Source organism: Vibrio sp. TRT 17S01 (genome assembly GCF_050113695.1).
In the GTDB taxonomy this organism is placed as follows: domain Bacteria; phylum Pseudomonadota; class Gammaproteobacteria; order Enterobacterales; family Vibrionaceae; genus Vibrio.
The window spans coordinates 675,069-698,064 of record NZ_JBNJOG010000001.1 but is presented as its reverse complement, the minus strand read 5'-3'; the positions used below and the strand labels follow the sequence as shown (position 1 = coordinate 698,064).

12 protein-coding genes are annotated in these 22,996 nt (G+C 47.0%); 7 read left to right on the top strand and 5 right to left on the bottom strand.

The annotated features are described in order from the left end of the window. Window positions 1-216: 216 nt before the first annotated feature. Window positions 217-2,316 (bottom strand): TonB-dependent siderophore receptor, encoded by a 2,100-nt coding sequence (locus tag ACQEXS_RS03130; protein WP_427012803.1) that lies wholly within the window; start codon window positions 2,314-2,316, stop codon window positions 217-219. A gap of 420 nt (window positions 2,317-2,736) precedes the next feature. On the opposite strand from ACQEXS_RS03130, the gene ACQEXS_RS03125 reads away from it, so the two are divergent. The 7 genes from ACQEXS_RS03125 to ACQEXS_RS03095 all read left to right on the top strand — a co-directional run bounded on the left by ACQEXS_RS03125 (window position 2,737) and on the right by ACQEXS_RS03095 (window position 17,899). Further along, the gene (locus ACQEXS_RS03125) at window positions 2,737-3,177 is read left to right on the top strand and encodes a PTS sugar transporter subunit IIA (protein ID WP_427012802.1); all 441 of its coding nucleotides are present in this window, start codon (window positions 2,737-2,739) and stop codon (window positions 3,175-3,177) included. Between the two features lie 11 nt (window positions 3,178-3,188). Then, window positions 3,189-4,592, top strand: a complete 1,404-nt coding sequence (locus tag ACQEXS_RS03120; protein ID WP_367989002.1) for a fructose-specific PTS transporter subunit EIIC — start codon at window positions 3,189-3,191, stop codon at window positions 4,590-4,592. A 120-nt stretch (window positions 4,593-4,712) separates the two neighbouring features. Further along, window positions 4,713-7,457, top strand: coding sequence for a GH92 family glycosyl hydrolase (locus ACQEXS_RS03115; protein WP_427012801.1), 2,745 nt, complete (start codon window positions 4,713-4,715; stop codon window positions 7,455-7,457). A gap of 103 nt (window positions 7,458-7,560) precedes the next feature. Then, window positions 7,561-9,975: a GH92 family glycosyl hydrolase gene (locus ACQEXS_RS03110; protein WP_427012800.1), complete on the top strand. Its 2,415-nt coding sequence runs from the start codon at window positions 7,561-7,563 to the stop codon at window positions 9,973-9,975. Window positions 9,976-10,022: 47 nt separating this feature from the next. Continuing rightward, window positions 10,023-12,728: a GH92 family glycosyl hydrolase gene (locus ACQEXS_RS03105; protein ID WP_427012799.1), complete on the top strand. Its 2,706-nt coding sequence runs from the start codon at window positions 10,023-10,025 to the stop codon at window positions 12,726-12,728. A 144-nt stretch (window positions 12,729-12,872) separates the two neighbouring features. Continuing rightward, complete coding sequence (locus ACQEXS_RS03100; protein WP_427012798.1) at window positions 12,873-15,329, top strand: GH92 family glycosyl hydrolase; 2,457 nt, start codon at window positions 12,873-12,875, stop codon at window positions 15,327-15,329. A gap of 89 nt (window positions 15,330-15,418) precedes the next feature. Next, the gene (locus tag ACQEXS_RS03095) at window positions 15,419-17,899 is read left to right on the top strand and encodes a GH92 family glycosyl hydrolase (protein WP_427012797.1); all 2,481 of its coding nucleotides are present in this window, start codon (window positions 15,419-15,421) and stop codon (window positions 17,897-17,899) included. Window positions 17,900-17,967: 68 nt separating this feature from the next. Here the strand turns inward: ACQEXS_RS03095 and cobA are convergent, their stop codons facing one another. The 4 genes from cobA to nirB all read right to left on the bottom strand — a co-directional run bounded on the left by cobA (window position 17,968) and on the right by nirB (window position 22,782). Then, window positions 17,968-18,729 (bottom strand): uroporphyrinogen-III C-methyltransferase, encoded by a 762-nt coding sequence (gene cobA, locus ACQEXS_RS03090; RefSeq protein WP_367988996.1) that lies wholly within the window; start codon window positions 18,727-18,729, stop codon window positions 17,968-17,970. A 149-nt stretch (window positions 18,730-18,878) separates the two neighbouring features. Beyond that, complete coding sequence (locus ACQEXS_RS03085) at window positions 18,879-19,727, bottom strand: formate/nitrite transporter family protein (RefSeq protein WP_367988995.1); 849 nt, start codon at window positions 19,725-19,727, stop codon at window positions 18,879-18,881. A gap of 148 nt (window positions 19,728-19,875) precedes the next feature. Further along, window positions 19,876-20,199, bottom strand: coding sequence for a nitrite reductase small subunit NirD (gene nirD, locus ACQEXS_RS03080; protein ID WP_367988994.1), 324 nt, complete (start codon window positions 20,197-20,199; stop codon window positions 19,876-19,878). Window positions 20,200-20,211: 12 nt separating this feature from the next. After that, the gene (nirB, locus tag ACQEXS_RS03075; RefSeq protein WP_427012796.1) at window positions 20,212-22,782 is read right to left on the bottom strand and encodes a nitrite reductase large subunit NirB; all 2,571 of its coding nucleotides are present in this window, start codon (window positions 22,780-22,782) and stop codon (window positions 20,212-20,214) included. Window positions 22,783-22,996 lie beyond the last annotated feature (214 nt).

Here is a 22,996-nt window from a genome sequence, read left to right as displayed (position 1 = left end):
ATTACTTAAGTGTTATAAGATTTTTAGTTGATAAAAAATCTCATTATCAACAAGGTCGACATACTAGCGCTTTTTGAGCAATTTGCCAACGATAAACGGGGAGCTTTACGCTCCCCTAGATCACTCATTAAAGTATTTATCATCTATGCATAACACATCTCACATGGCACACATATTCCTATTTGATTCAATAAATACCTAAATGTGTCAGTTCAATTAGTACTTAACTTGTAGCGTCGCCATAAAGTTACGTCCCTCGCCAACGACAACATTGTCGCTATCTCCACCGGCTAAGTAGTCCGTATCGAATAGGTTCTCAACATTTAAGCGTGTTGTAATGTCTAAGTTATCATCATATTTGAACGTGTGAGATACCCCGAGATCAACTCGTGTGTACGCGTCTTTCTTGAATGTATTTGCAGCATCACCATAACGTTCACCAACATGATACACGCCTAAGTTCACATCTGTTCCGTTTTCAAATGCGTACGTTGACCATAGCGCTGCTGAAAATTCAGCGACATCTTTTGGTGTTTTGCCTTCTAGCTGAGGATCGTTTTTGTACTCGGCATCAAGGATCATAGTGCTTGCATTCAGAGATAGTGACTCAGTCAACGCACCACTTGCAGCCAATTCGATACCTTTGTGGACTTGAGAACCAACCTGTGTGGTTTGTTGCATGTCATTGTCAAGATCCTCAGTAACTTGCATGTTGTCTTGCGTAATTTGGAACGCAGCACCGCTCAGTAACAGTTGATTATCCAGCAGCTCCCATTTCGTACCCACTTCGTATAAATGGCCTTGTTTCGCTTTCTGCTCGTCGCCGTAATTAACGTCGTTCTCATCGCTAATGTTGTCCAGTGGCTCAAAGCTTTGTGAATATACCGCGTACACAGAACCATTGTCGGTTGGGTGGAAAATCACACCAGCTTTCGGCAATACGTTATTAAACGTCTCATCGCCTGTGTCCTTTTCTTTCTTATCATAAGCAAAACGAACACCTGCCAATAATTGCCATTGGTCATTTAAGGTTAATAAATCTTGAACGTAAATTCCGTAGTGTTTCGAGCTGCTTTTGTATAACGAATCGTCATTACGATAATCTAAATCAGCAGGTTTAGAAAAACCATTTCCGCACTGAGCTTGCGCTTCGGCCGAAGTCGCACTTTCGCATGCATACGTAGTGTATCTAAGTTGTTTGTAATCATTGTGAAGCGCATTGGCACCCACTAGCACTCGGTGGTTCATACCTAAAGCGTCAAAATCACCGGTAAAGTCGACATATGCAGTATCAAATGTCCATTCATCGTGGCGATCATAAGCTTTATAGCCATACGTACCACTCTTGGTTTCGTCTACTTCGCTATCTGACTCAATGCGTTGTCTGTCATAGAACTGACGATTTAACCCAGTATTCACTTCCCACGATTCATTCAGGTTTGCCTTAACCTTAAAACCGTAATTGCTCACGTCGTTGTCTGTCATCGCAAAACGTTGGTCATTTACGATGTTAGGCTCAATAACTTGACCTGTTGTCACGTCGACTTTTGAACCGTTGTCGAGATCTGCGGTTTCTTGGGTACGGTCGTAATACATCGACAGCATCACATCCTGATTAATGTCATAGTCGACAAACAGGCCACCAACAAAACGTTCACTTTCAACATCAGTTCCGTCGAAACGCGTGCGCCATGATTCTTTATCTTCTTTTGACAGAATCAAACGCGCTCGCATCGTTTTATCTTCGTTTAATGCGCCACTCACGTCTGTGGTTGTACGCGTGTAGTTATTTGAACCAATATCCTGACTAACACTCACTTGCGTATCGTATGTCGGCTTTTTGGTCACCATATTCACTAAGCCACCTGGTGCAGATTGACCGTAAAGCAGACCTGCAGGTCCTTTTTGAACTTCAACTCTCTCCAGCAGTTCTACAGGTTGGCGGTAATGAGACCAATGCTGAACACCGTCACGCAAATAACTGTCACCGCTATCTAAAGGGAACCCTCGTAAGGAAAAACGTTCGCGGTTAGTTGACGTAGAGCCAGCAGTAATTGAAGAATCATTTTTAAGCACTTCACCTAAGGTGCTTGCTCGTTGCTCTTCAATTATCTGTTCATCAATCACCGAAACTTGTCCCGGAGTCTCAAGCTGAGTGGCCTCCATTTTCATTGCGGTCGAGTTACTGTCAGCTTTATAGCCAAATTCTCTTCCTTCAATCACCATGTGCTCATCAGCATTCACTACATCCGCAATCGAATGTGTAGACATCAAGGCCGAGGCGATAACCAATGCAAGTCGGCTTTTTGTAAACATTTGCTTCTCCAAATCATCTTTTAGTCAGTGGCAGGGACTGCCACATCGAAAACTTGCGAGCAAATCTATATGATAACCATTACCATTTGCATTAAATTTACAATCTTTGCATTCGTAAATTTTTTGGTTCAACACATACCTTTCTAAAAAGTGCTTTCCTCCCCCGCTCAGCAATAATTAAAAAAATGGAGATATCATTGACGACCTCTGCTTGGATATTTCCGGTCTTAATTATTACCCCCATAAAAATGGAATATAAATCACAATCTTTTTTAATTCTCATCCATTGGTATTAATGACATCTATCACACTTATACTTGAGTGATACAAATGTATAGTTATTGTATTTTTTTTACTATTTAAGAAAATCTCAACGACCATTAAATTTGACTCATCACCATCGTATTAATGAGTCAAAAAATGATTACAGAACTAACAAACTCCAATTTAATTAAAAACGAACTTCAGGCAAATAATAAAAAAGAAGTCTTTGAAGAACTAGCCAAACTATTATTCGACAATAATCGAATTAGCAGCAAAGAAGCGTTTTTAATCGACATCCAATCACGCGAAGCAATGAGCGTCACTTCAATGGACGGCATCGCTTACCCACACGCAAAAAGCAAAGCAGTTACTGAGCCTGCAATCGCTGTTGGCGTAAAGCGCGAAGGCATCGAGTATGGCGACGAAGAGGGAGTCAAACCGACCGTATTCTTCATGATTGCTTCACCAGATAACGGTGCAGATCATCATATTTATGTTCTTCAAGAATTATTCGGAAAATTTAGCGAAGAATTTATTGAAGATATTCATAACACAAGAAACGAAAACCAAATATTAAATATTTTAATTAATTCATAAGGCGTGAATTTATGAGTACAATCACTGCTCAAGCTACTAATAATAGTAGCAATTTCAAAAAATCATTAGGCAAGATGAAAGGTCATCTTTTATTTGGAACCTCCCATATGCTCCCATTTATCGTTGCGGGGGGTGTACTGCTTGCGCTTGCGGTAATGGCATCAGGTAAAGGTGCGGTTCCTGCTGACGGTTTATTAGCTGATATTTCAAATATCGGTATTAAAGGTCTGGTGCTGTTTCCGATTATCCTTGGCGGTTTCATTGGATACTCAATTGCAGACAAACCAGCACTTGCACCAGCCATGATTTCTTCTGGCATTATGGCTGACATGGGTGGTGGCTTTCTCGGCTGTATCGTAGCAGGCTTCATCGCTGGTGGTGTGGTATTCCAGCTCAAGAAGATACCTCTCTCTGCCAACATGACAGCATTAGGTGCTTACTTTATTTATCCCCTTGTCGGAACAATAATCTCCGCGGGTATCGTACTGTGGGGGATCGGTGAGCCAATTAAGATCTTCATGGCTTCTATGAACGAATTCCTAGCTTCGATGGCCGGCGCTTCTAAAGTAGTGCTGGGTACGATTCTTGGTGGTATGACTGCATTCGATATGGGCGGCCCGATCAACAAAGTGGCGACGCTATTCGCTCAAACTCAAGTTGACACTCAACCATGGCTAATGGGCGGTGTTGGTATCGCAATCTGTACGCCTCCATTGGGTATGGCGTTAGCAACTTTCCTATTCAAGAAGAAATTCACGAAGCAAGAGCAAGAAGCAGGTAAAGCAGCTGCAATCATGGGCTCTATCGGTATCTCTGAAGGCGCTATCCCATTTGCTGCTAACGACCCTGTACGCGTTCTTCCTTCAATCGTTGCTGGTGGTATCGTTGGTTGTGTGTTTGGTTTCCTAACAAACGTTCTACTGCACGCGCCATGGGGCGGCCTAATCACAGCACCGGTATCAAGCAACATTCCAATGTACGTAGTCGGTATTGCGCTTGGCTCGCTAACTACAGCCCTAATCGTTGGCTTCTGGAAACCTATTGCTGAAGAGGAAGCTGAAGACGAGCTAGTAGAAGCAGCACCTGTACAAGCTCAGGCGGCTTCAGTTGCTGGTGAAGGCGAGTACGACATCGTCGCAGTAACGTGTTGTCCATCTGGCGTAGCGCACACATTCATGGCCGCGAAGGCCCTAGAGAAAGCGGGTGCCGCAGCTGGCATTAAGATCAAAGTCGAAACTCAAGGTCAAAACGGTATTCAGAACCGCATCACAGACCTAGACGTTGCCAACGCGAAGCTGGTTATTCTCGCTCACGATATCCAAGTAAAAGATGCTCACCGCTTTGCTAATGCGAACGTTGTTGAATGTTCAACTAAAGAAGCGATGCGTAACGCAGCGACTCTTATTGACGCTTAAACCTTAAGCTCCTCCCCTAAGAGCCCTTTCCCCCAAAGGGCTCTATTTCAAGTTTTTTAGTTTTAGTAATACCCCTGATTTTTAGAATCATATAACCCTACAACTTACAAGGCTTAAAAAATGAAATTCAAACCTTCCCTACTCGCTTGCGCTGTTCTCAGTGCTCTCGTTGGTCTAGCAGGCTGTAATGATGAAACCACCAATATCTATGACGGCACAGATACAGATAACCCTGGCGTCGACATGGATGTTCATGTTCCTGTTGACTTTGCTGATATGGATAAAACACGTTATGTGAACCCATTTATTGGCACGGGTAATCTCGGTAACACCTACCCCGGAGCGACCACACCACACGGCATGGTGCAACTATCCCCAAACAATGGGGCTAATGGTTGGGAATACATTTCAGGATATTACTACCACGACCCACGTATTGCTGGCTTTTCTCATACTCACCTTTCCGGTGCAGGTGCAGGTGACTTGAATGACATTCTAGTGATACCGATTAATTCACGTTCTGATTACATGCTTAACGAAGGTTCGGCGACACTAAACCTTGAAGCCTCGCGCTTCCAACATCGTGACGAGCAAGCCACCGCTGGCTACTACAAAGTCGAATTATTAGATTACGACATCAAAGCTGAGCTCACCGCGTCGGACCGTGTTGGTGTGCACCGCTACACCTTTCCTCGTGACGAGAAGTCAGAAATCATCGTCAACACGGGCTTTAAAATAAACTGGGATTACACCTCAGATTCTTACTTGAAATGGGATAAAAAACATAACCGCTTAGAAGGACATCGTTTCTCTGATGGTTGGGCCCCTAGTCAAAAAGAATTCTTCGTAATGGAATTTGACCAACCAATCAAAAACGTTCGCTTCGCTTACTACGATAAAGATGAAGGTCGTTACATGGATGTGCCTGAAGGCATCACTGAAATTGGTAACGAGACACGCGGCAAATACCAGTATGCACGTGCATACGTTGAGTTTGACACAGCTAAAGAAGGCTTAACCGTTGAAGCAAAAGTCGCATTATCCAACGTAGAAATTGGCCGCAATGGCAAATCCGGCGCTTCTCTTAACATGACAGAAGTTGCTGACATGAACTTCGACCAAGTTCGCGAAGCCGCGACAAAAAAATGGGAAGATGAGTTAGGCAAAGTCGAAGTCTCTGGCGACGAAGATTACAAACAAACCTTCTACACCGCGATGTACCACTCCTACTTAGGCCAAACCATTCACTCAGATTTAGATGGCCGCTACCGCCAAGTTCACCAAGGCCGCAATGCTTACCCTGATGGCAACACTCCTTGGGGTGAAAAGATTGACACCTTAAAAGAGTCAGTTCGTACCGCTGATGCCAACAAAGACGGTAAAGCAGATTTTACTCGTTACGACACCTTCTCACTGTGGGATACCTATCGCGCAGTTCAACCGCTGTCTTCGATTCTTGAGTCAGATCGCCTAGCCGATGTGGTGCTTTCTATGCTGTCTTATGCCGAAGAAGAATGGGTGGATGACAAAGGTAACGTGCGCAAAGGTCGCCTACCTGAGTGGACATTCAAGGGCAACGAAACGGGCATGATGATGGGGATGCATTCTACATCGGTAATTCATGATGTACTTTCAAAAGGCTCATTAGAAAAACGAATGATCGAGTTAGGTTTCACTGAATCTGACCAACAAAATGTCAAAGAACGCTTAGTCGAAGCCATGATCACCGACGCTCGTTCAGCTACCAGTCAAGGTGTAGCATGGATTAAAGAGTACGAAGAACAAGGTTATGTGCCAGCACAATTACATGACACTCCCCCCGACTCTTATGGCGCTCACTCACCATTTAAAGATTCTTGGACAGCCTCTTACTCACTGGAATACTCAATGAATGACTGGGCTATTGCACAATCCATCAAAGAAGTCTTTGGTGAAGACGATCCACGCTACACCGAGTTTGCTGATCGCTCTAAAAACTGGCAAGCACAATTCGATTTTGGTGGTAAGCAATACCAAGGTTGGTTTAAAGCGCGCGACTACAACGGTGAATTCATCGATGCGGATTGGGTCGATCCAGTCACAGGTCGCGCTGTTGGCAAAGACTGGCGACCAGATATGTTCAACTGGTCATTCTCTGAGTCTAACGGCTGGCAATACTCGTTTAGTGTTCAGCACGACATTCATGGTTTGATTGACCTGATGACGCGCTTCGACAAGAAACAAAACCCTGAAGCTAAGCGCGGTGACTTGTTCGCAGCTCGCTTGGATGAGTACTGGTCAACATACCCAGATCGCAACGCAGGCGACAACCAATTCCCAGTGTTCAACACAGGTAACGTTGGTCAACACGTTCAAGGTAACGAACCGGATATCCACGTGCCGTATTTATACAACTACGTTGGTCAACCATGGAAAGGTCAGGCTGCCATCGCCGCGGCAACTAACGTTTGCTACAAGAACACGGCTGACGGCATCTGTGGTAATGACGACTTCGGCACGCTCTCTGCGTGGTTCGTGTTCCGCGCGCTTGGCTTCTTCCCGGTAAACGCCTCTTCTGGCATCTATGAAATCGGTACGCCGCTGTTTGAAAGTGCGTCTATCGATGTTGGCAACAACCAGAAGTTCACAATCACAGCGAAGAACGTCAGCCGAGAAAACATCTTCATTCAATCGGCTCGCTTCAACGGTAAAGATTTTAATCGCACCTATCTAACCCATGAAGAAATCATGTATGGCGGCGAATTGGAATTTGTCATGGGCGATAAGCCAAATCAACGTTGGGGTTCATTAGAACAAGATCTTCCCCCTGAGCAAGGCATCGGTCAATTCCAGCACGAACACGAAATGCCAGCAGATTCTCGCTAATCCCAATTTTTACCACCTAGCCGGGGGACGCATCCCCCGGCATCCCTACAAGCAATCTTTATAAACGCTCTTTGTGAGCAAATAACAACAAAACGGTATGAACATGTTTAAACGTAATCTTATCTCTTTGGCTATCCTAGTTGGTCTGACGGGTGGCTTGGCTGGCTGTAACAACGACTCTTCCTCTTCACTACCGGGCGAGCCTGTGGTTGATCTCGCGGTGTTAAAGTATGTCGACCCAATGATCGGCACAGCAGCTTCTGGTCATACATTCCCGGGCGCGACGGTACCGGCAGGTATGGTTCAACTGTCTCCAGATACCTTCATCGGCTCTAACACTGATCATGAATCAGGACTTAACTCTTGGCACTCTGCTTCTGGCTATTGGGATTCATCCAACTACGCAACTGGCGAAGTGGTTAACACTGACGTTCCGCTGTACGGCTTCTCCCATACTCACCTTTCAGGTACAGGCGCAACGGACTTAGGCGACATATTGGTTCTGCCATACGCAGACATGGCGAACACACAACTGAACTCTTTCGACAAAGCCAATGAAGAAGCAAGCGCGGGCTACTACAAAACCAAGCTAAACCAAGGTCAAATCGAAGTAGAACTGAGCGCCACCAAACGCGTTGGTTTGCACAAATACACCTTTGCTGATGGCGCGGACCGTAACGTGAAGTTCGATTTAGGTCATACCCTAATGAACAACAACGGCAAATCTTTGAAGAACAAAGTAGAAGTGGTGGACGAATACACCATTCGCGGTCGTAAAACCTCAACTGGCTGGTTCCAAGGACAAGATCACCAAGGTCAGGACATCTTCTTTTACGCGAAATTCAACCAACCAATCGCCAAGGCAATGTTGGGCGAACAAGACCTAGAGCCAACGCGCGAAATGCGTGATGGTGCGGTTTACTCAGGCGATGATCTGACTGCTTACCTAAACTTCGGCACAGGCAAAGAGCCAATTGAAATCCGCGTCGGTATCTCTCCAGTTAACTGGCAAGGCGCACAGAAAAACTTAGAAGCGGAAGCACCAAGTTTCGACCTAGCAAAAGTAAAAGAAGACGCAGAATACGCATGGGCTGAGAAGCTAGCGAAAATCAAAGTTGAAGGCGGCACTGACGCAGAGAAAACCAACTTCTACACTGGCATGTACCACATGATGATCGCACCAATCGAGTTCTACGATGTGGATGGTCAATACGTGGATATGCTTGGCACAGTGCGCACACTGAAAGAAGGCGACACACCAAACTACTCAATTTACTCAACGTGGGATACGTTCCGCGCGGTTCACCCAATGTGGACCATCATCGACCCAGACCAAGCAACGCTTTACGTGAAAGACTTAATTCGTAAATCTAACGACGAGTTTGGTTTACTGCCGAAATGGGAAGGTCACGGCTCAGAAACTGGCACCATGATCGGCTACCCATCGGCAGCAATTCTAGGCGATGCGGTAACCAAAGGCTTGATCGATGCAGAGCAGGCTTACAAAGCATCCGTCAAATCCGCACATTACACACCGGATGAGTACCCACAAATCCATGATGATATCTTGAGCTCACTCATGGCGGGTCAGTTGAACTACCACGAGAAAGAACAATGTGTTCGCTACCCGAACTGGAACTCAGTGTCGTACTCGTTGGAATTCTCATTCTACGATTGGACTATCGCAGAAATGGCGAAAGCCGCTGGTGATATGGACGCGTATGAAGAGTTCAAAGCCCGTTCTTACAACTCTCTGAAACACTGGGATGCTGACGCAGGTAACGCAGACGGCAAGGGCTTCTTCGTTCCGACTGAACTAAAAGATGGCGATGCATGTGCACTGAAATACGCTTCAACCGACTTCGACCCATACAAGTCTGATGCATACTACTACACCGAAGGTAACGCGTGGCAGTGGCAATGGACGTTCATGCAAGACTTAGACAAGCTGACGGAAATCATGGGCGGCACACAAGGTCTGAACGACAAGCTGAACAACCTATTTACTGCCGATCCAAATGGCGGCGAAGCGCACCAAGACATGACAGGCTACATCGGTCAGTACATTCATGGTAACGAGCCTTCGCACCACGTCATCTACTTGTACAACCGTACTGAAGAGTCTTACAAGGCGCAGGAATACCTAGACCAAGTTTACGACCAGTTCTACAAACCGACACCAGACGGCATCATCGGCAACGAGGACGTGGGTCAAATGTCGGCGTGGTACTTGATGTCAGCACTTGGCTTCTACCAAATCTCGCCAACCGATCCAACCTACAGCATCGGTCGTCCAATCTTCGACAAAGCGACGGTAGACATTGGCTCTGGCACCTTCACGGTAACGGCTGAGAACAACGGTCCAGACAACATGTACATCAAAGAAGTGACCATCAACGGTAAGCCTCTGGATGTGTACAACACCTTCCAGCACAGCGAATTCAAAGCAGGCGGCGAACTGCACTTCGTGATGACGGCTGACAAGTCTGAAGCAATTCAAGCCAACCTAGGCGAATAATGATTTTGAGGGGACTTCGTGTCCCCTTTTCTCGTGGAATAAAAACAATGAAACTAAAAAGAACCCTACTCTCTACTGCAGTGTTAACCGCCATGCTTGGTCTTGCTGGTTGTGGCAGCGACTCTGATCCGGAAACTCCAGTTATCTCTACCCCTACTTTGGAATTCGTTGATACCTTGATTGGTACTAAAGGTCTTGGCAACGTCAACCCATCTCCAGTCATGCCAGAAGGTATGATTCAACCGTCACCAGATAACTTCGATCCAAACGGTTGGAATGGTAAAGGCTCGCCTGTCGAATACGATCCTGTGCACAGCCTGCTTTCTGGCTTCTCAATGACCCACATTTCAGGCGCAGGGAAAGGCGACTTAAACGACTTCGCTTTCTTGCCATACACAGGCTTTAATACCGATGCCGTGACCATGGATAAAAGTTCAGAAGTGGCAGAGGTTGGCTACTACTCGGTTGACCTTGTAGAAACAGGCGTAAAAGCCGAGCTTTCGGCAACCGACCGTGTGGCGTTCCAGCGTTACACCTTTAAGCCGGGTGAAGACCGCAAAGTGCGTATCGACCTGCAACACGAACTGTTGGAACAATACGGCAACCACTCTCGCAGCATCTACTACAAACGCATTAACGATACCACCGTCGTAGGCGCGCGTACCTCAAACGAATGGGGTCAATGGCAAACCGTGTTCTTCGCGGCAGAATTCTCTGATCCAATCATTGAAGAGAACCTGTACACCAAGCTGGCTTCTGAAAGCAAACTCACCCCAACTGACGCAACCGAAGTCGGCTTGGAAGATTACCGTGGTTACGCAGAGCACAAACCAATGCCGGGCGAACCAGAACCGGACCCAGAACGTTTGGCAAAACGCGCAAACGATGTCCTGACGCATTTGAACTTTGGTAAGAGCGATGAGCCATTGGTGATCAAAGTAGCGATTTCTGGCACTGGCGTTGACGGCGCACTGAAAAACCTAGAAGCAGACACCAACGGTTGGGACTTCGACAACGTCGTACAACAAAACCGCGTGGCTTGGGAAAACATCCTTGGCGAGTTTGAACTGGAAGGCGGCAACAAAGCTGACAAGACCATGTTCTACACCTCGCTCTACCGTACGTTTGTTGCTCCATTCCTATACCAAGACGTGGATGGCAAATACCGTGGCATGGATGGCAAAGTGCACCAAGCAGAAGACGGCTTAGTGAACTACTCAGTGTACTCTATGTGGGATACTTTCCGCGCCGCACACCCACTAAAAACCATCATCGATAAAGACCGCGCGATTGAACACGCACGCGATCTATTGAACAAATACCAAACGGGCGGCGTGCTGCCAAAATGGGAACTGCACTCCGATTACACCGGTGAAATGGTCGGTCATCCTGCGGTTTCGGTTATCGCCGACATCATGGTTAAACACCCAGAAGCCTTTACCGCTGCTGAGTTTGATTTGGCACTGAAAGCCGCTGACGAAACAGTCAACTTCAACCTTGATAAAACTGAAAGTTGGGTGCCTTACCAAGACGCTTGGAACGGTGACAAGCGCTTCACGGTCATGACACGTCACAGCGACTACCAAGAAGACGTCGGCTTTATTCCAGCCAACACCAAATGGGCACCGGACTCTGGCGACAAACCGGGTTATGTGGAAGGCTTGAAAGTCGACAAATACGACGAGCTCGTGAACGAGTCTGTGTCTTACGGTCTTGAGAACGCATACTACGACTGGTGTATCGCTCAGATCGCTAAACTTGCGGGCAACGACCAGCAGTACGACCGCTACATGGCGCGCTCTGAATCGTTCAAGAACTACTTCGATTACAACCCAGAGCAATACGGCAAACTGCAAGACACCAAAGGCAACGCATTGGGTGCAACGGGCTTTATGCGTCCGGCTTACATGAACAGCGGCAGCAAGGTTTGGGCAAACAACCTGAAAGCAGAATGTTTGGACGAGAACATGGCGCTGTCTATCCCAGACGATATGGACTACAACGCGTGTAAAGACCGCAAAGCACTCAACGAAAGTGACGTGTTCTGGCCTTACCGCGCTGAGCACCGAGGCGAAGACTTTACCGAAGGCAACACATGGCAATGGACATGGTTTGCACCGCACAACTTGAACGGTCTAGCCAACGTGATGGGTGGCGAGCACATCGACCGTACTGACTTCTCTCTTCCTGAAGACGTAACCGAACAAGGCAAAGCGGCATTCCTCGCTAACTTGAATGCGCTGTTTAATGCAGACTCCAACGCCGATACGAGCCAGTCACACGATATGTCGGGCTACATCGGGCAGTTCGTGATGGGTAACGAGCCTGATCACCACGTGCCTTACCTATACAACTGGACGGCGGAACCTTGGAAGACACAAGAAATTGTCGACCAAGCGATGAACGAGTTCTACCACCCAACGCATGAAGGTCTGATTGGTAACGAAGACGTCGGTCAGATGTCGGCGTGGTATGTGATGTCTGCATTGGGCTTCTACCAAGTCACGCCGGGCGACGCAAGTTACACCATCGGTCGTCCTCTGTTCGACAAAGCCGTGATTCCAGTCGCGGACGGTAAATTCACCATCACCTCAGAAAACAACAGCCAAGAGAGCATCTACGTGAAGTCGGTGACCATCAATGGCAAACAATTGAGTGACAACTTCAGCTTCGCGCACAGCGATTTGAAAGACGGTGGTGAACTGCATTTCGTTATGACTTCAGACAAATCTGAAGCGATGAAAGCGCAGTAACTGATACCCATCCAAATAACATCCCCAAACTACTTGGCGTTGTAACTAGGCGACATCGTTGCAACGTCAAGTGGGGCGGGGATAAAGGGGTACACCCTCGCCCCTTATTTTCTGTAGAACCTTCACTTCTGTGGAACCATAAAAATGAAACTAAAAAGAACCCTTATCTCTACCGCTATTCTCGCTGCCATGTTTGGTCTTGCTGGTTGTAACAGTGATGACGACAACAGCAAGTCTGGTACTCCATCCCTCGACACCACACTAACTCAATACGTCAATCCATTGATTGGTACAGGCGCAGATGGTCACACCTTCCCTGGGGCGGTTGTGCCTTACGGTTTGGTGCAACTTTCTCCTGATACCGAAATGGAAGGCTGGGGCTCTGCTGCCGGTTACTTCGACCACGGCAAGCTGACTGAAATCCCAGTGTATGGTTTTTCCCACACTCACCTTTCTGGCACAGGCATTACCGACCTTGGTGACATCTTAGTTCTGCCTTTCACCAAGAAAGAAAACGCCGTTTTCAACACCTTCGATAAAGACAACGAAACCGCAGAAGCGGGCTACTACGCAGTTGAACTGAACAAAGGCGAAATCAAAGCTGAGCTAACTACCACGCAACGTGTTGGCTTCCACCGCTACACCTTCAAAGAAGGCACTACGCCACACATCAAGTTCGATTTAGACCACACCCTCAACAAAGGTCACTTCAATAACCGCACCATGAAGGGCGATTTGGAGTTTATCGACGCTTACACCATTCGCGGTTTACGTAGCTCGAATGGCTGGGCGAACAACCAGCACGTGTACTTCTACGCCACTTTCAACCAACCTATCGTCAAAGCCATTGCTTTGGTTGATGGCGCAGAAACGGAAATCGATGTAAACAACGACAACATCGACGCAGTGAAAACCATCGCTTACCTAGAATTCGCACCATCATCAACACCGCTAGAAATCCAAGTAGGCTTGTCACCAACAGGCACAGAAGGGGCGGAGAAAAACCTAGAAGCAGAAGCGAAAGACGTGTCATTTGATACTGCACGCGCTCAAGCCAACGACGCATGGCACCAAGAGCTTAGCCGCATGATGGTATCTGGCGGCACAGAAGATCAAAAAGAGATCTTCTACACCGCGCTTTACCACGCTTCTATCGCGCCAATGATTTTCCAAGATGTCGACGGTCAATACCCAGCGATGCGTACTCGCATTCAAAAAGACGCGGGCGACACACCAAACTACTCTGTGTACTCCATGTGGGATACTTTCCGCGCTGCGCATCCACTGAAAACCATCATCGACCCAGAACGTGCCGAAGAGTTTGCCAACGACCTGATTCGTAAATACGAAGACGGTGGCACCTTGCCGAAATGGGAACTGCACAGCCACTACACGGGCACTATGATTGGCTTCCCTGCAGTTTCTATCATTGCTGACGCGATGGCAAAAGGCTTAGACATCGACCCACAACTTGCCAAAGACGCAGCTGAGTTTACCGTGCGTTACCACGAGGCTTCTGAATTCCCAGACTGGACGGAAGACAACAACATCGGCGCAGCAAACGTTGTGCAAGTGAAGGTGTACGAAGAAAACGGCTTTGTTCATCACGGTTATTGGAACAGTGCGTCTTACACGCTTGAGTTTGCTTATGGCGACTGGGCAATGGCAGAAATCGCGCGTATGGCTGGCGATGTAAAACTGCAAGAAGAGTTTATGACTCGTGCTGACAACTGGCTTAACCATTGGGATGCAGAGACAGGCTTCTTACGTCCGAAAAACCACCCGCTTAGTTCATCGCCAAATAAACCGCCTTTGGAGTTCAACCAACCAATTGATGAAGAGCGTTTGGATGAGTGTGAAATGGTTGAGTGGCCTGAAGGCTCAGGTGTCATGAAAGAGAAATGCCCACTGCTACCATTCGACCCTTACTACGTGGACGAGTTTGCCTACACCGAAGGGAACGCGTGGCAATGGAAGTTCCAACCAATGCACGATTTCAACCGCCTGAAACAAGAAATCTATCAAGCCGACTTGGCGCAAGGCAAAGACACCACGCCAGAGAAAGCCTTCCGTGAAGACTTGGACGAGCTATTTAATGCACATTCTTCAAACACAGGTGAAGAACTGCCAGACCTAACGGGTTACATCGGTCAGTACATGCACGGTAACGAACCATCGCACCACATTCCTTACCTATACGCGCTAACGGATGAGCCATGGAAAGCACAAGAGTACCTAGACCGCATCATGTCAGAGATGTACACCAGCGAGCCAACTGGCCTGATTGGTAACGAAGACGTGGGTCAGATGAGCTCTTGGTACTTGATGTCGGCAATGGGCTTCTACCAAGTGACGCCTGCGGATCCGGTCTACACCATCGGTCGCCCTATGTTTGATGAAATCACCATTCCAGTGGAAGGCGGCGAGTTCACAGTCATCGCAGACAACAACAGCCCACACAACAAGTACGTGAAGTCCGTAACCATCAACGGCAAACCGCTGGATGCCAACTTCACCTTCAAACACGGCGAAATCAAAGCGGGTGGCGAGCTCCACTTCGTCATGACGGGCGACAAGCAAGAAGCGCTTCAAGCTCAGTAACGTTTTATGTAATTCGTGTTTAGAGAATAAGCAGATAGATCAACTCAGTGGCGGGAAGTGACGCGCTTCCTGCCTAAGGAATCAAGATTATGAACTTTACGAAAACCGCTATCGCAACCGCTGTGATTGCAAGTGTTATTGGTTTGGCTGGCTGCAACGATGACGACGATAACACCTCACCAAGCGTCGATACTTCCAATCTAAAATACGTCGATCCATTAATTGGTACCGGCTTTAACGGACACACCTTCCCGGGTCCTGTTGTACCTGAAGGCATAGTGCAACTCTCCCCAGATACCGAGCTGATCGGCTGGCACTCTTCATCAGGTTACCACTTCGATAAAAAGACCCTATTTGGCTTCTCCCACACTCACCTTTCTGGCACGGGTATGGGCGGCTTAGGTGACATTCTGTTCCTGCCATTTACCGAAGATAAAGCCAAATACATCGAAGACAGCGACGACTACCGCGAAGCGATTTCAGTCAAGATGGACAAAACCTCAGAAGTGGCAGAAGCGGGCTACTACTCTGTGAAGATTGCAGAGAATGGTATCAAAGCTGAGCTTACGGCATCTGAACATGTCGGCTTCCACCGCTACACCTACCCACAAGGTCAACCACAACGTTTGAAGATAGACCTCAACTCCATCCTAAACAGTGACTGGGGTTCGACCTCTCTGCGCAACAAACTGACGGTGAGCGAAGACGGTCATACCATCACAGGTGAGCGCGACGCAGCGCACTTCTCTGGTTGGGCGAAGAACCAAAAAATCTTCTTTTATGCGACTTTCGATAAGAAGATCAAAGACGTCTACATCCTTGCCAATGGTAAGCCGGTAGATGGCCTAACGGCAGAGCACGTTTCTGAATTGATTTACGATGATGAAGGCAATGCCATCAAACGTGTCAAAGCAGACGTCACTGCTTACATCGAATTTGAAGATGAAGATTCACAAGAGTTGAACGCGCAAGTGGCGTTGTCTGCGGTTGACCCACAAGGCGCAGAAAAAAACTACGATGCCGAAGCAAATGTCTCTTTCGATACTGCTCGCAACAACGCACGCGAGAAATGGGCAAAAGCGCTCAACTTCTATATCGAAGGGGGCACAGAAAATCAGAAAGAGATCTTCTATACCGCGCTTTACCACACCAAGATTGCACCTATGGTACATCAAGACGTGGATGGTCGATTCCGTGGCATGGGAAAAGGCTCAATTCGTGAAGGTGAAGGGGAATATTCCATCGCTTACGGTCAGGCGACAGAAGAGCAGCCAAACTTCTCGGTTTACTCTCTATGGGATACCCAACGTGCGTTGCACCCACTAAAAACCATCACGGAACCAACCCGCGCGGTACAATACGCGAAGAACCTAGTGCAGAAGTACACTGAAAGCGGTTTGCTACCGAAGTGGGAACACTTAGGCGACGAGACAGGCACCATGGTTGGGTACCCAGCGGTAACGGTGATTGCGGATGCGATGACCAAGTTCCCAGAAGAGTTTATTCAACAAGAGAAAGAGTTGGCGCTGAAAGCAGCGATCGACTCTTCGACTTACGCGAACTACCCTGCACTGCAAGCCGATTGGGATCAAGGCGTATTGGATCGCACTTTAACCAAGCACATTGATTACATTGAGAAAAACGGCTTCACGCCAGCCATTCAACGTGTCGATGGTGAACCAGTATTTGAAGACTACACGGTTGAGTCTGTTTCTTACGGTCTGGAAAATGCGTTCTACGATTGGGCTATCGCGCAAATCGCCAAAGCAGCCGGTGATACTCAAGCGGAAGAGCAATACCTTGAACGCTCAAAAGGCTACAAAAAGTATTTCGATTACAACCCAACGGAATACGCAGAGCATGGTGTGACGGGCTTTATGCGCCCGGTGATGATTGATGAAACCTTCATGACGCCATTCGACCCATACGGTACAGAGCATGAAACAGGCAACTACACCGAAGGTAACGCGTGGCAGTGGACTTGGTTTGTGCCGCATGACATCGCGGGTTTAAAGACCATCATGGGTGGCGATGCCGAGTTCCAGAAAAACCTAGAAGCAACCTTCACCGCAGAAAGCCAAGGTACAGAAACAGCAGATATGTCTGGTTTGATTGGTCAAGTTGCGTTTGGTAATGAGCCTTCGCACCACATCCCTTACCTATTCAATTGGACTGCTGAACCATGGAAGACGCAACAAGTCGTTGACCATATTCTTGATGACATGTATTTCGCTGCGCCAGAAGGCGTAGTTGGTAACGAAGACGTGGGCGCAATGTCCGCTTGGTATGTAATGTCAGCATTAGGCTTCTACCAAGTAAACGCAGCAGAGCCTACCTACACTGTGGGCCGCCCACTATTCGACAAAGCAGTGATTCCGGTGAAAGGCGGCACGTTCACCATCACCACAGAGAACAACGCCGATGACAACATGTACATCAAATCTGTCACCATCAATGGCAAAGCTTTGGATAACGGTTTCTTCTTCGACCATTCAGAGTTCAAACCGGGTGGTGAGTTGCACTTCGTGATGACAGGCGATCAATCTGAAGCGATAAAAGCGCCTCAATAAGCCTTTATTACTCTTCCCTCTTCAAAGGTCAGTGCACTTTGGGCTGACCTTTTTTTATTCTATGACTTCTATTTGGTGAACCACGCCAGTTGTTCATGCAGTTTTGTCACACTACCAACCACAATCAATGCAGGGCTCACCGCATTTTTTGCCATATCAGGTAATTCAGCTAACTGACCACGTAAAACACGCTGCTCTGTTCGGGTACCATTTTCGATGATCGCGCAGTCCATCTCACTGGATAAGCCGTTTTCTATGAGTTTTTGTGCAATATGACCGCTCTGTTTCAAACCCATATAAAACACCAGCGTGTTATTGGATTGCGCTAATGAGGGCCAATGAATCTCGGTGCCATCTTTTTGTATATGACCAGTAATAAACTGAACACTCTGCGCATGATCGCGGTGCGTCAATGGGATCCCCGCATAAGCAGTTGCTCCCGCAGCGGCAGTGATGCCGGGTACGACTTCGTAAGCCACATCATTCTTAGCCAATTCTTCGAGCTCTTCGCCGCCTCGACCAAAAATAAATGAGTCGCCTCCTTTCAGGCGAACCACACGCTTTCCTTCTTGTGCCTTATCAACCAAAATCTGGTTGATTTGTTCTTGCGGCACGCAGTGAAAATCGAGCTTCTTTCCAACATAAATCAGTTCTGCTTTGTCATTAGCTAAGGCCAAAATGTCTGCTGATACTAATCGATCATAAACCACCACATCCGCTTGCTGGATAACGCGATGACCTTTTACCGTAAGCAAGTCCGGGTCGCCCGGCCCTGCTCCGACAAGCGATACAAAACCTTTGTGGATTGAAGAGAGGTGATTGGTAGTCATAACAAAGCCCATCAAAAAATCTAAATATAAAGAGTAGAACTCACGTCTTGCTTGGACGGGTGACTACTGTTTATAACCAGATAATACCCATTGTTGATTTAGGTTTCGGATTGAAAGAGCCCCCACCCGAATGGCAGGGGCCAATGAGATTATTTTGCTAATGCAGGTTCAGCGTTCACTTCTTCTTCATTGCTAAGAGAAGGTGCTGTTTTCGCATGCGTTAGGTACAGTGGGATTGCTGTAAACAATAGACCACCCACAATGTTACCTAGAATGGTAGGGATAAGGTTGAAGTTCAACCATGTAGCGATACCAAAATCCGCACCTAGAATCATGCCCAGTGGGAATAGGAACATGTTTACAACGGTGTGCTCGAACACCAAAGCAAAGAAGATGAAGATTGGGAACCACATCATTGCCACTTTGCCCGGTACTGTGCGTGCTGTCATGTTACCAATCACACCTAAGCACACCATTAGGTTACAGAAAATACCGCGCACGAAACAAGTGATCCATCCGTCCATTCCCATGTTTTCAAAACCAACAGTACGTGCAGTTGAAACAGCAATAAATTTGTTCACTACTGCGTTTGGCTCTAGTGAGAAATTACCAGTTAGAGATACGGCAACAAGGAAAGCAACGATAAGCGAGCCAATCAAGTTACCTAAACCAACCAAACCCCAGCAACGTAGGATACGTCCCCAAGTGATGCCCGGACGGTTATCAAATTTTGCCAGTGGCGCTAGGCCAAATACGCCAGTCACTAAGTCGTAACCCATGATACTAAGAATGACAAATCCCACAGGGAAGACTAACGCACCCACAACACCAACACCGGTTTGCACGATCGTTGTGATCGCAACTACCACTGCCAATGAGAGGATGATACCTGCCATTGTGCCGCGCAAAATTAAATCACGGGTACTTGTTTTTGTTTTCGCCTCACCAACATCGATCATGGTTTGTACGAATTCAGCAGGTTTTAATGCAGAAGACATATCTACGTCCTTATTCAAAAATGAAAGTTAAAAATTGAAATTGAATAGACAAAGGCTCCCTGCACTTTCCCTTCTTCTCCCTACAAAAATCCAGTTCGGAGCAAGAAGCCTTTTAGCTATTAAATCTCAATCAAAGTGATGTTCACCGTTAGCCAGAGATCTCAACCACACCTTTGGTCACTTTGGTTTTAAACGCTTTCACGCTAAAACTTTCGTCTTCCATGCAAACCCCAGTTTTGAGGTTAAAGCGTTGTTTTTTTAGTGGACTAGCAACCCATAGTTCATCACTGTGCTCAACAATTAAGCCACGAGAAAGCACATTGGACTGGTAGAACGGGTCCATGTTGCTGATTGCCAATACTTCTTCTGCTTTTGTAGGACGGAAGATGGCAACTTGCTCACCGTCAACTAACGCACATACGCCAGTTCCCGGGATGATGTCTTCGATGTTACATATTTTGGTAAATGCCATGATGCGTCTCCCTTAAACCGTCTCAACGTGAATGATGTCGCCCTGATGCTTTTCTGTAATCGCATCAGAATGTTTTTCTGTGTATGTCGCAGGGCGATGCTGGGCACGCTCTTGAACGAATACAACATTGTCATCACGTTTTTCTGAGTTAACAAAGTGCGCAAAACGCTTGAGCTGAGATTCATCATTGATGGTGTCAGTCCATTCGCAGCGGTACTCTTCAACCAACTTCGCCACATCAGCTTCCAGTTGTTCGTTGATGCCTAGCTTGTCTTCAACAATGACTTCACGTAGGTAATCAACACCACCTTCGAGGTTTTCCATCCAAACAGAGGTACGTTGTAGCGGCGCTGCAGTACGGATGTAGAACATCATGAAGCGGTCGATGTATTTGATGAGTGTTTCTTGGTCTAAATCGCTAGCAAGCAAATCAGCGTGACGTGGTTTCATGCCGCCGTTACCACAGACGTACATGTTCCAGCCCGCATCTGTTGCGATAATGCCGAGATCTTTACCTTGCGCTTCAGCACATTCACGAGTACAACCAGACACACCAAACTTCATCTTATGCGGTGTACGGATGCCCTTGTAGCGGTTCTCGATCATCACGCCTAAGCCAACTGAATCTTGAACACCGTAACGACACCATGTTGACCCAACACAGGTTTTCGCCATACGCAGTGCTTTTGCGTAGGCTTGGCCTGTTTCGTAACCTGCTGCGATCAGTTTTTTCCAAATTTCTGGTAGGTCATCTTTCTGCGCACCAAATAGACCAATACGCTGAGCACCTGTTACCTTGGTGTATAACTTGTATTCAGCTGCAACTTCTGCCAACACTTTCAGTGCTTGTGGCGTCACTTCACCACCCGCCATACGAGGGATCACAGAATACGTGCCGTCTTTTTGCATGTTTCCGAGGAAGTTGTCATTGGTATCATGAAGCTTAACCAGCTCAGGTTTTAGAATGTGCTCACCCCAGCAAGACGCTAAGATTGAACCTGCTAGAGGTTTACACACTTCACAGCCGTAACCTGTGCCGTACTTCTCGAGTAGCTCTTCAAAGCTTTTGATTTCTTCGATACGAATTAGGTGGAACAGCTCTTGGCGAGAATAAGCAAAGTGCTCACAAACATCGTTTTTCACTTCCACGCCAGCTTTAGCGAGTTCGGCATTAAGCACAGATGTCACCAGAGGAATACAACCGCCACACCCTGTGCCTGCGCCTGTTACCGCTTTGATATCTCCAATCGTGTGGTGACCTTCAGCAACGGCTTGAGCAATCTTGCCTTTTGTTACGTCAAAACAAGAACAGATCACTGCTGATTCAGGAAGAGAATCGGCGCCAAGTGTTGGTTTCTCAGCACCAGCGTGAGCAGGTAGGATCAATGTATCCGGATGTTCTGGCAATTCAATTTCATTCAACATCAGTTGAAGCAAGTCACCGTAGTCCGATGTATCGCCAACCATTACCGCGCCAAGCAGAGTTTTGTTGTCTTCAGAGACAATCAAACGCTTGTAAACTTCTTGCTCTTCGTTCTGGTAAACATAGCTCTTACAGCCCGGTGTACGACCGTTTGCATCACCAATCGAACCCACTTTTACGCCAAGTAACTTCAGCTTGGCAGACATGTCTGCACCTTCAAATGTGCTTTCATTACCGACCAAGTGGTCAACGGCAACTGTCGCCATCTTGTAACCCGGTGCAACCAAACCGTAGAACGTATTATTCCAAGACGCGCATTCACCAATCGCGTAGATATTTTTGTCCGTCGTTTGGCAATTATCGTTAATTTCGATACCACCACGCGGTGCAATGCCCAGCCCCATTTGGCGAGCAAGCTTGTCTTGCGGACGAATACCAGCAGAGAAAACAATAAAGTCGGTTTCCAGCTCAGTCCCATCAGCAAAGCGCATCACGTTACGTGCATTTTCGCCTTCTGGTGCAATTTCTAATGTGTTTTTGCTGGTGTGAACTTTCACGCCCATGCTTTCAATTTTTTGACGAAGCTGATTACCACCCGCTTGGTCAAGCTGCTCTGCCATAAGTTTTGGGGCAAACTCAACCACATGGGTTTCAACACCAAGCGCTTTCAATGCACCAGCTGCTTCAAGACCAAGCAAACCACCGCCAATTACCACACCGACTTTACTCTTCTTCGCACATGCTTCGATGGCTTTCAGATCTTCAATCGTGCGGTAAACAAAACAGTCTTTGCTTTCACGCCCTTTAATTGGAGGAACAAATGGGAATGAGCCCGTTGCCATGATCAGCGTATCGTATTGGATCTCGCGACCAGTACTAGAATGCACAATGCGTTTTTCACGGTTGACGTTAATGGCACGTTCGCCAATTAACATGTTCACACCATGTTTTTCGTAGAAGCCTTCTTTAACTAGAGATAACTCGTCCGCTGTGTGGTGAGAAAAGTAAGAAGAAAGGTGGACACGGTCGTAAGCAACACGTGGTTCTTCACAGAAAACAGTGATCTCATACTGAGAGGCATCTGTCTTCTCAACTAGGTCTTCGATATAACGGTGTCCTACCATACCGTTACCGATAACGACCAGCTTCAACTTGCTCATAATACTTCCTAAGGGTTAGGTTCTTTATCTGAGCGCATTGTTAATTATGAAAGAAAATGAAGAAATGATGTAAATCAATTACAAAATAGAACTACCCTAAAGGGGTAGAAGATGAATAAAGGTCACAAAATATACAAACCTCAATGAGTTGCGACACAGTTAACGAAAAGAGGTTACCCATTGCATGGTTTGAATCATGAAACCTAATACTAAT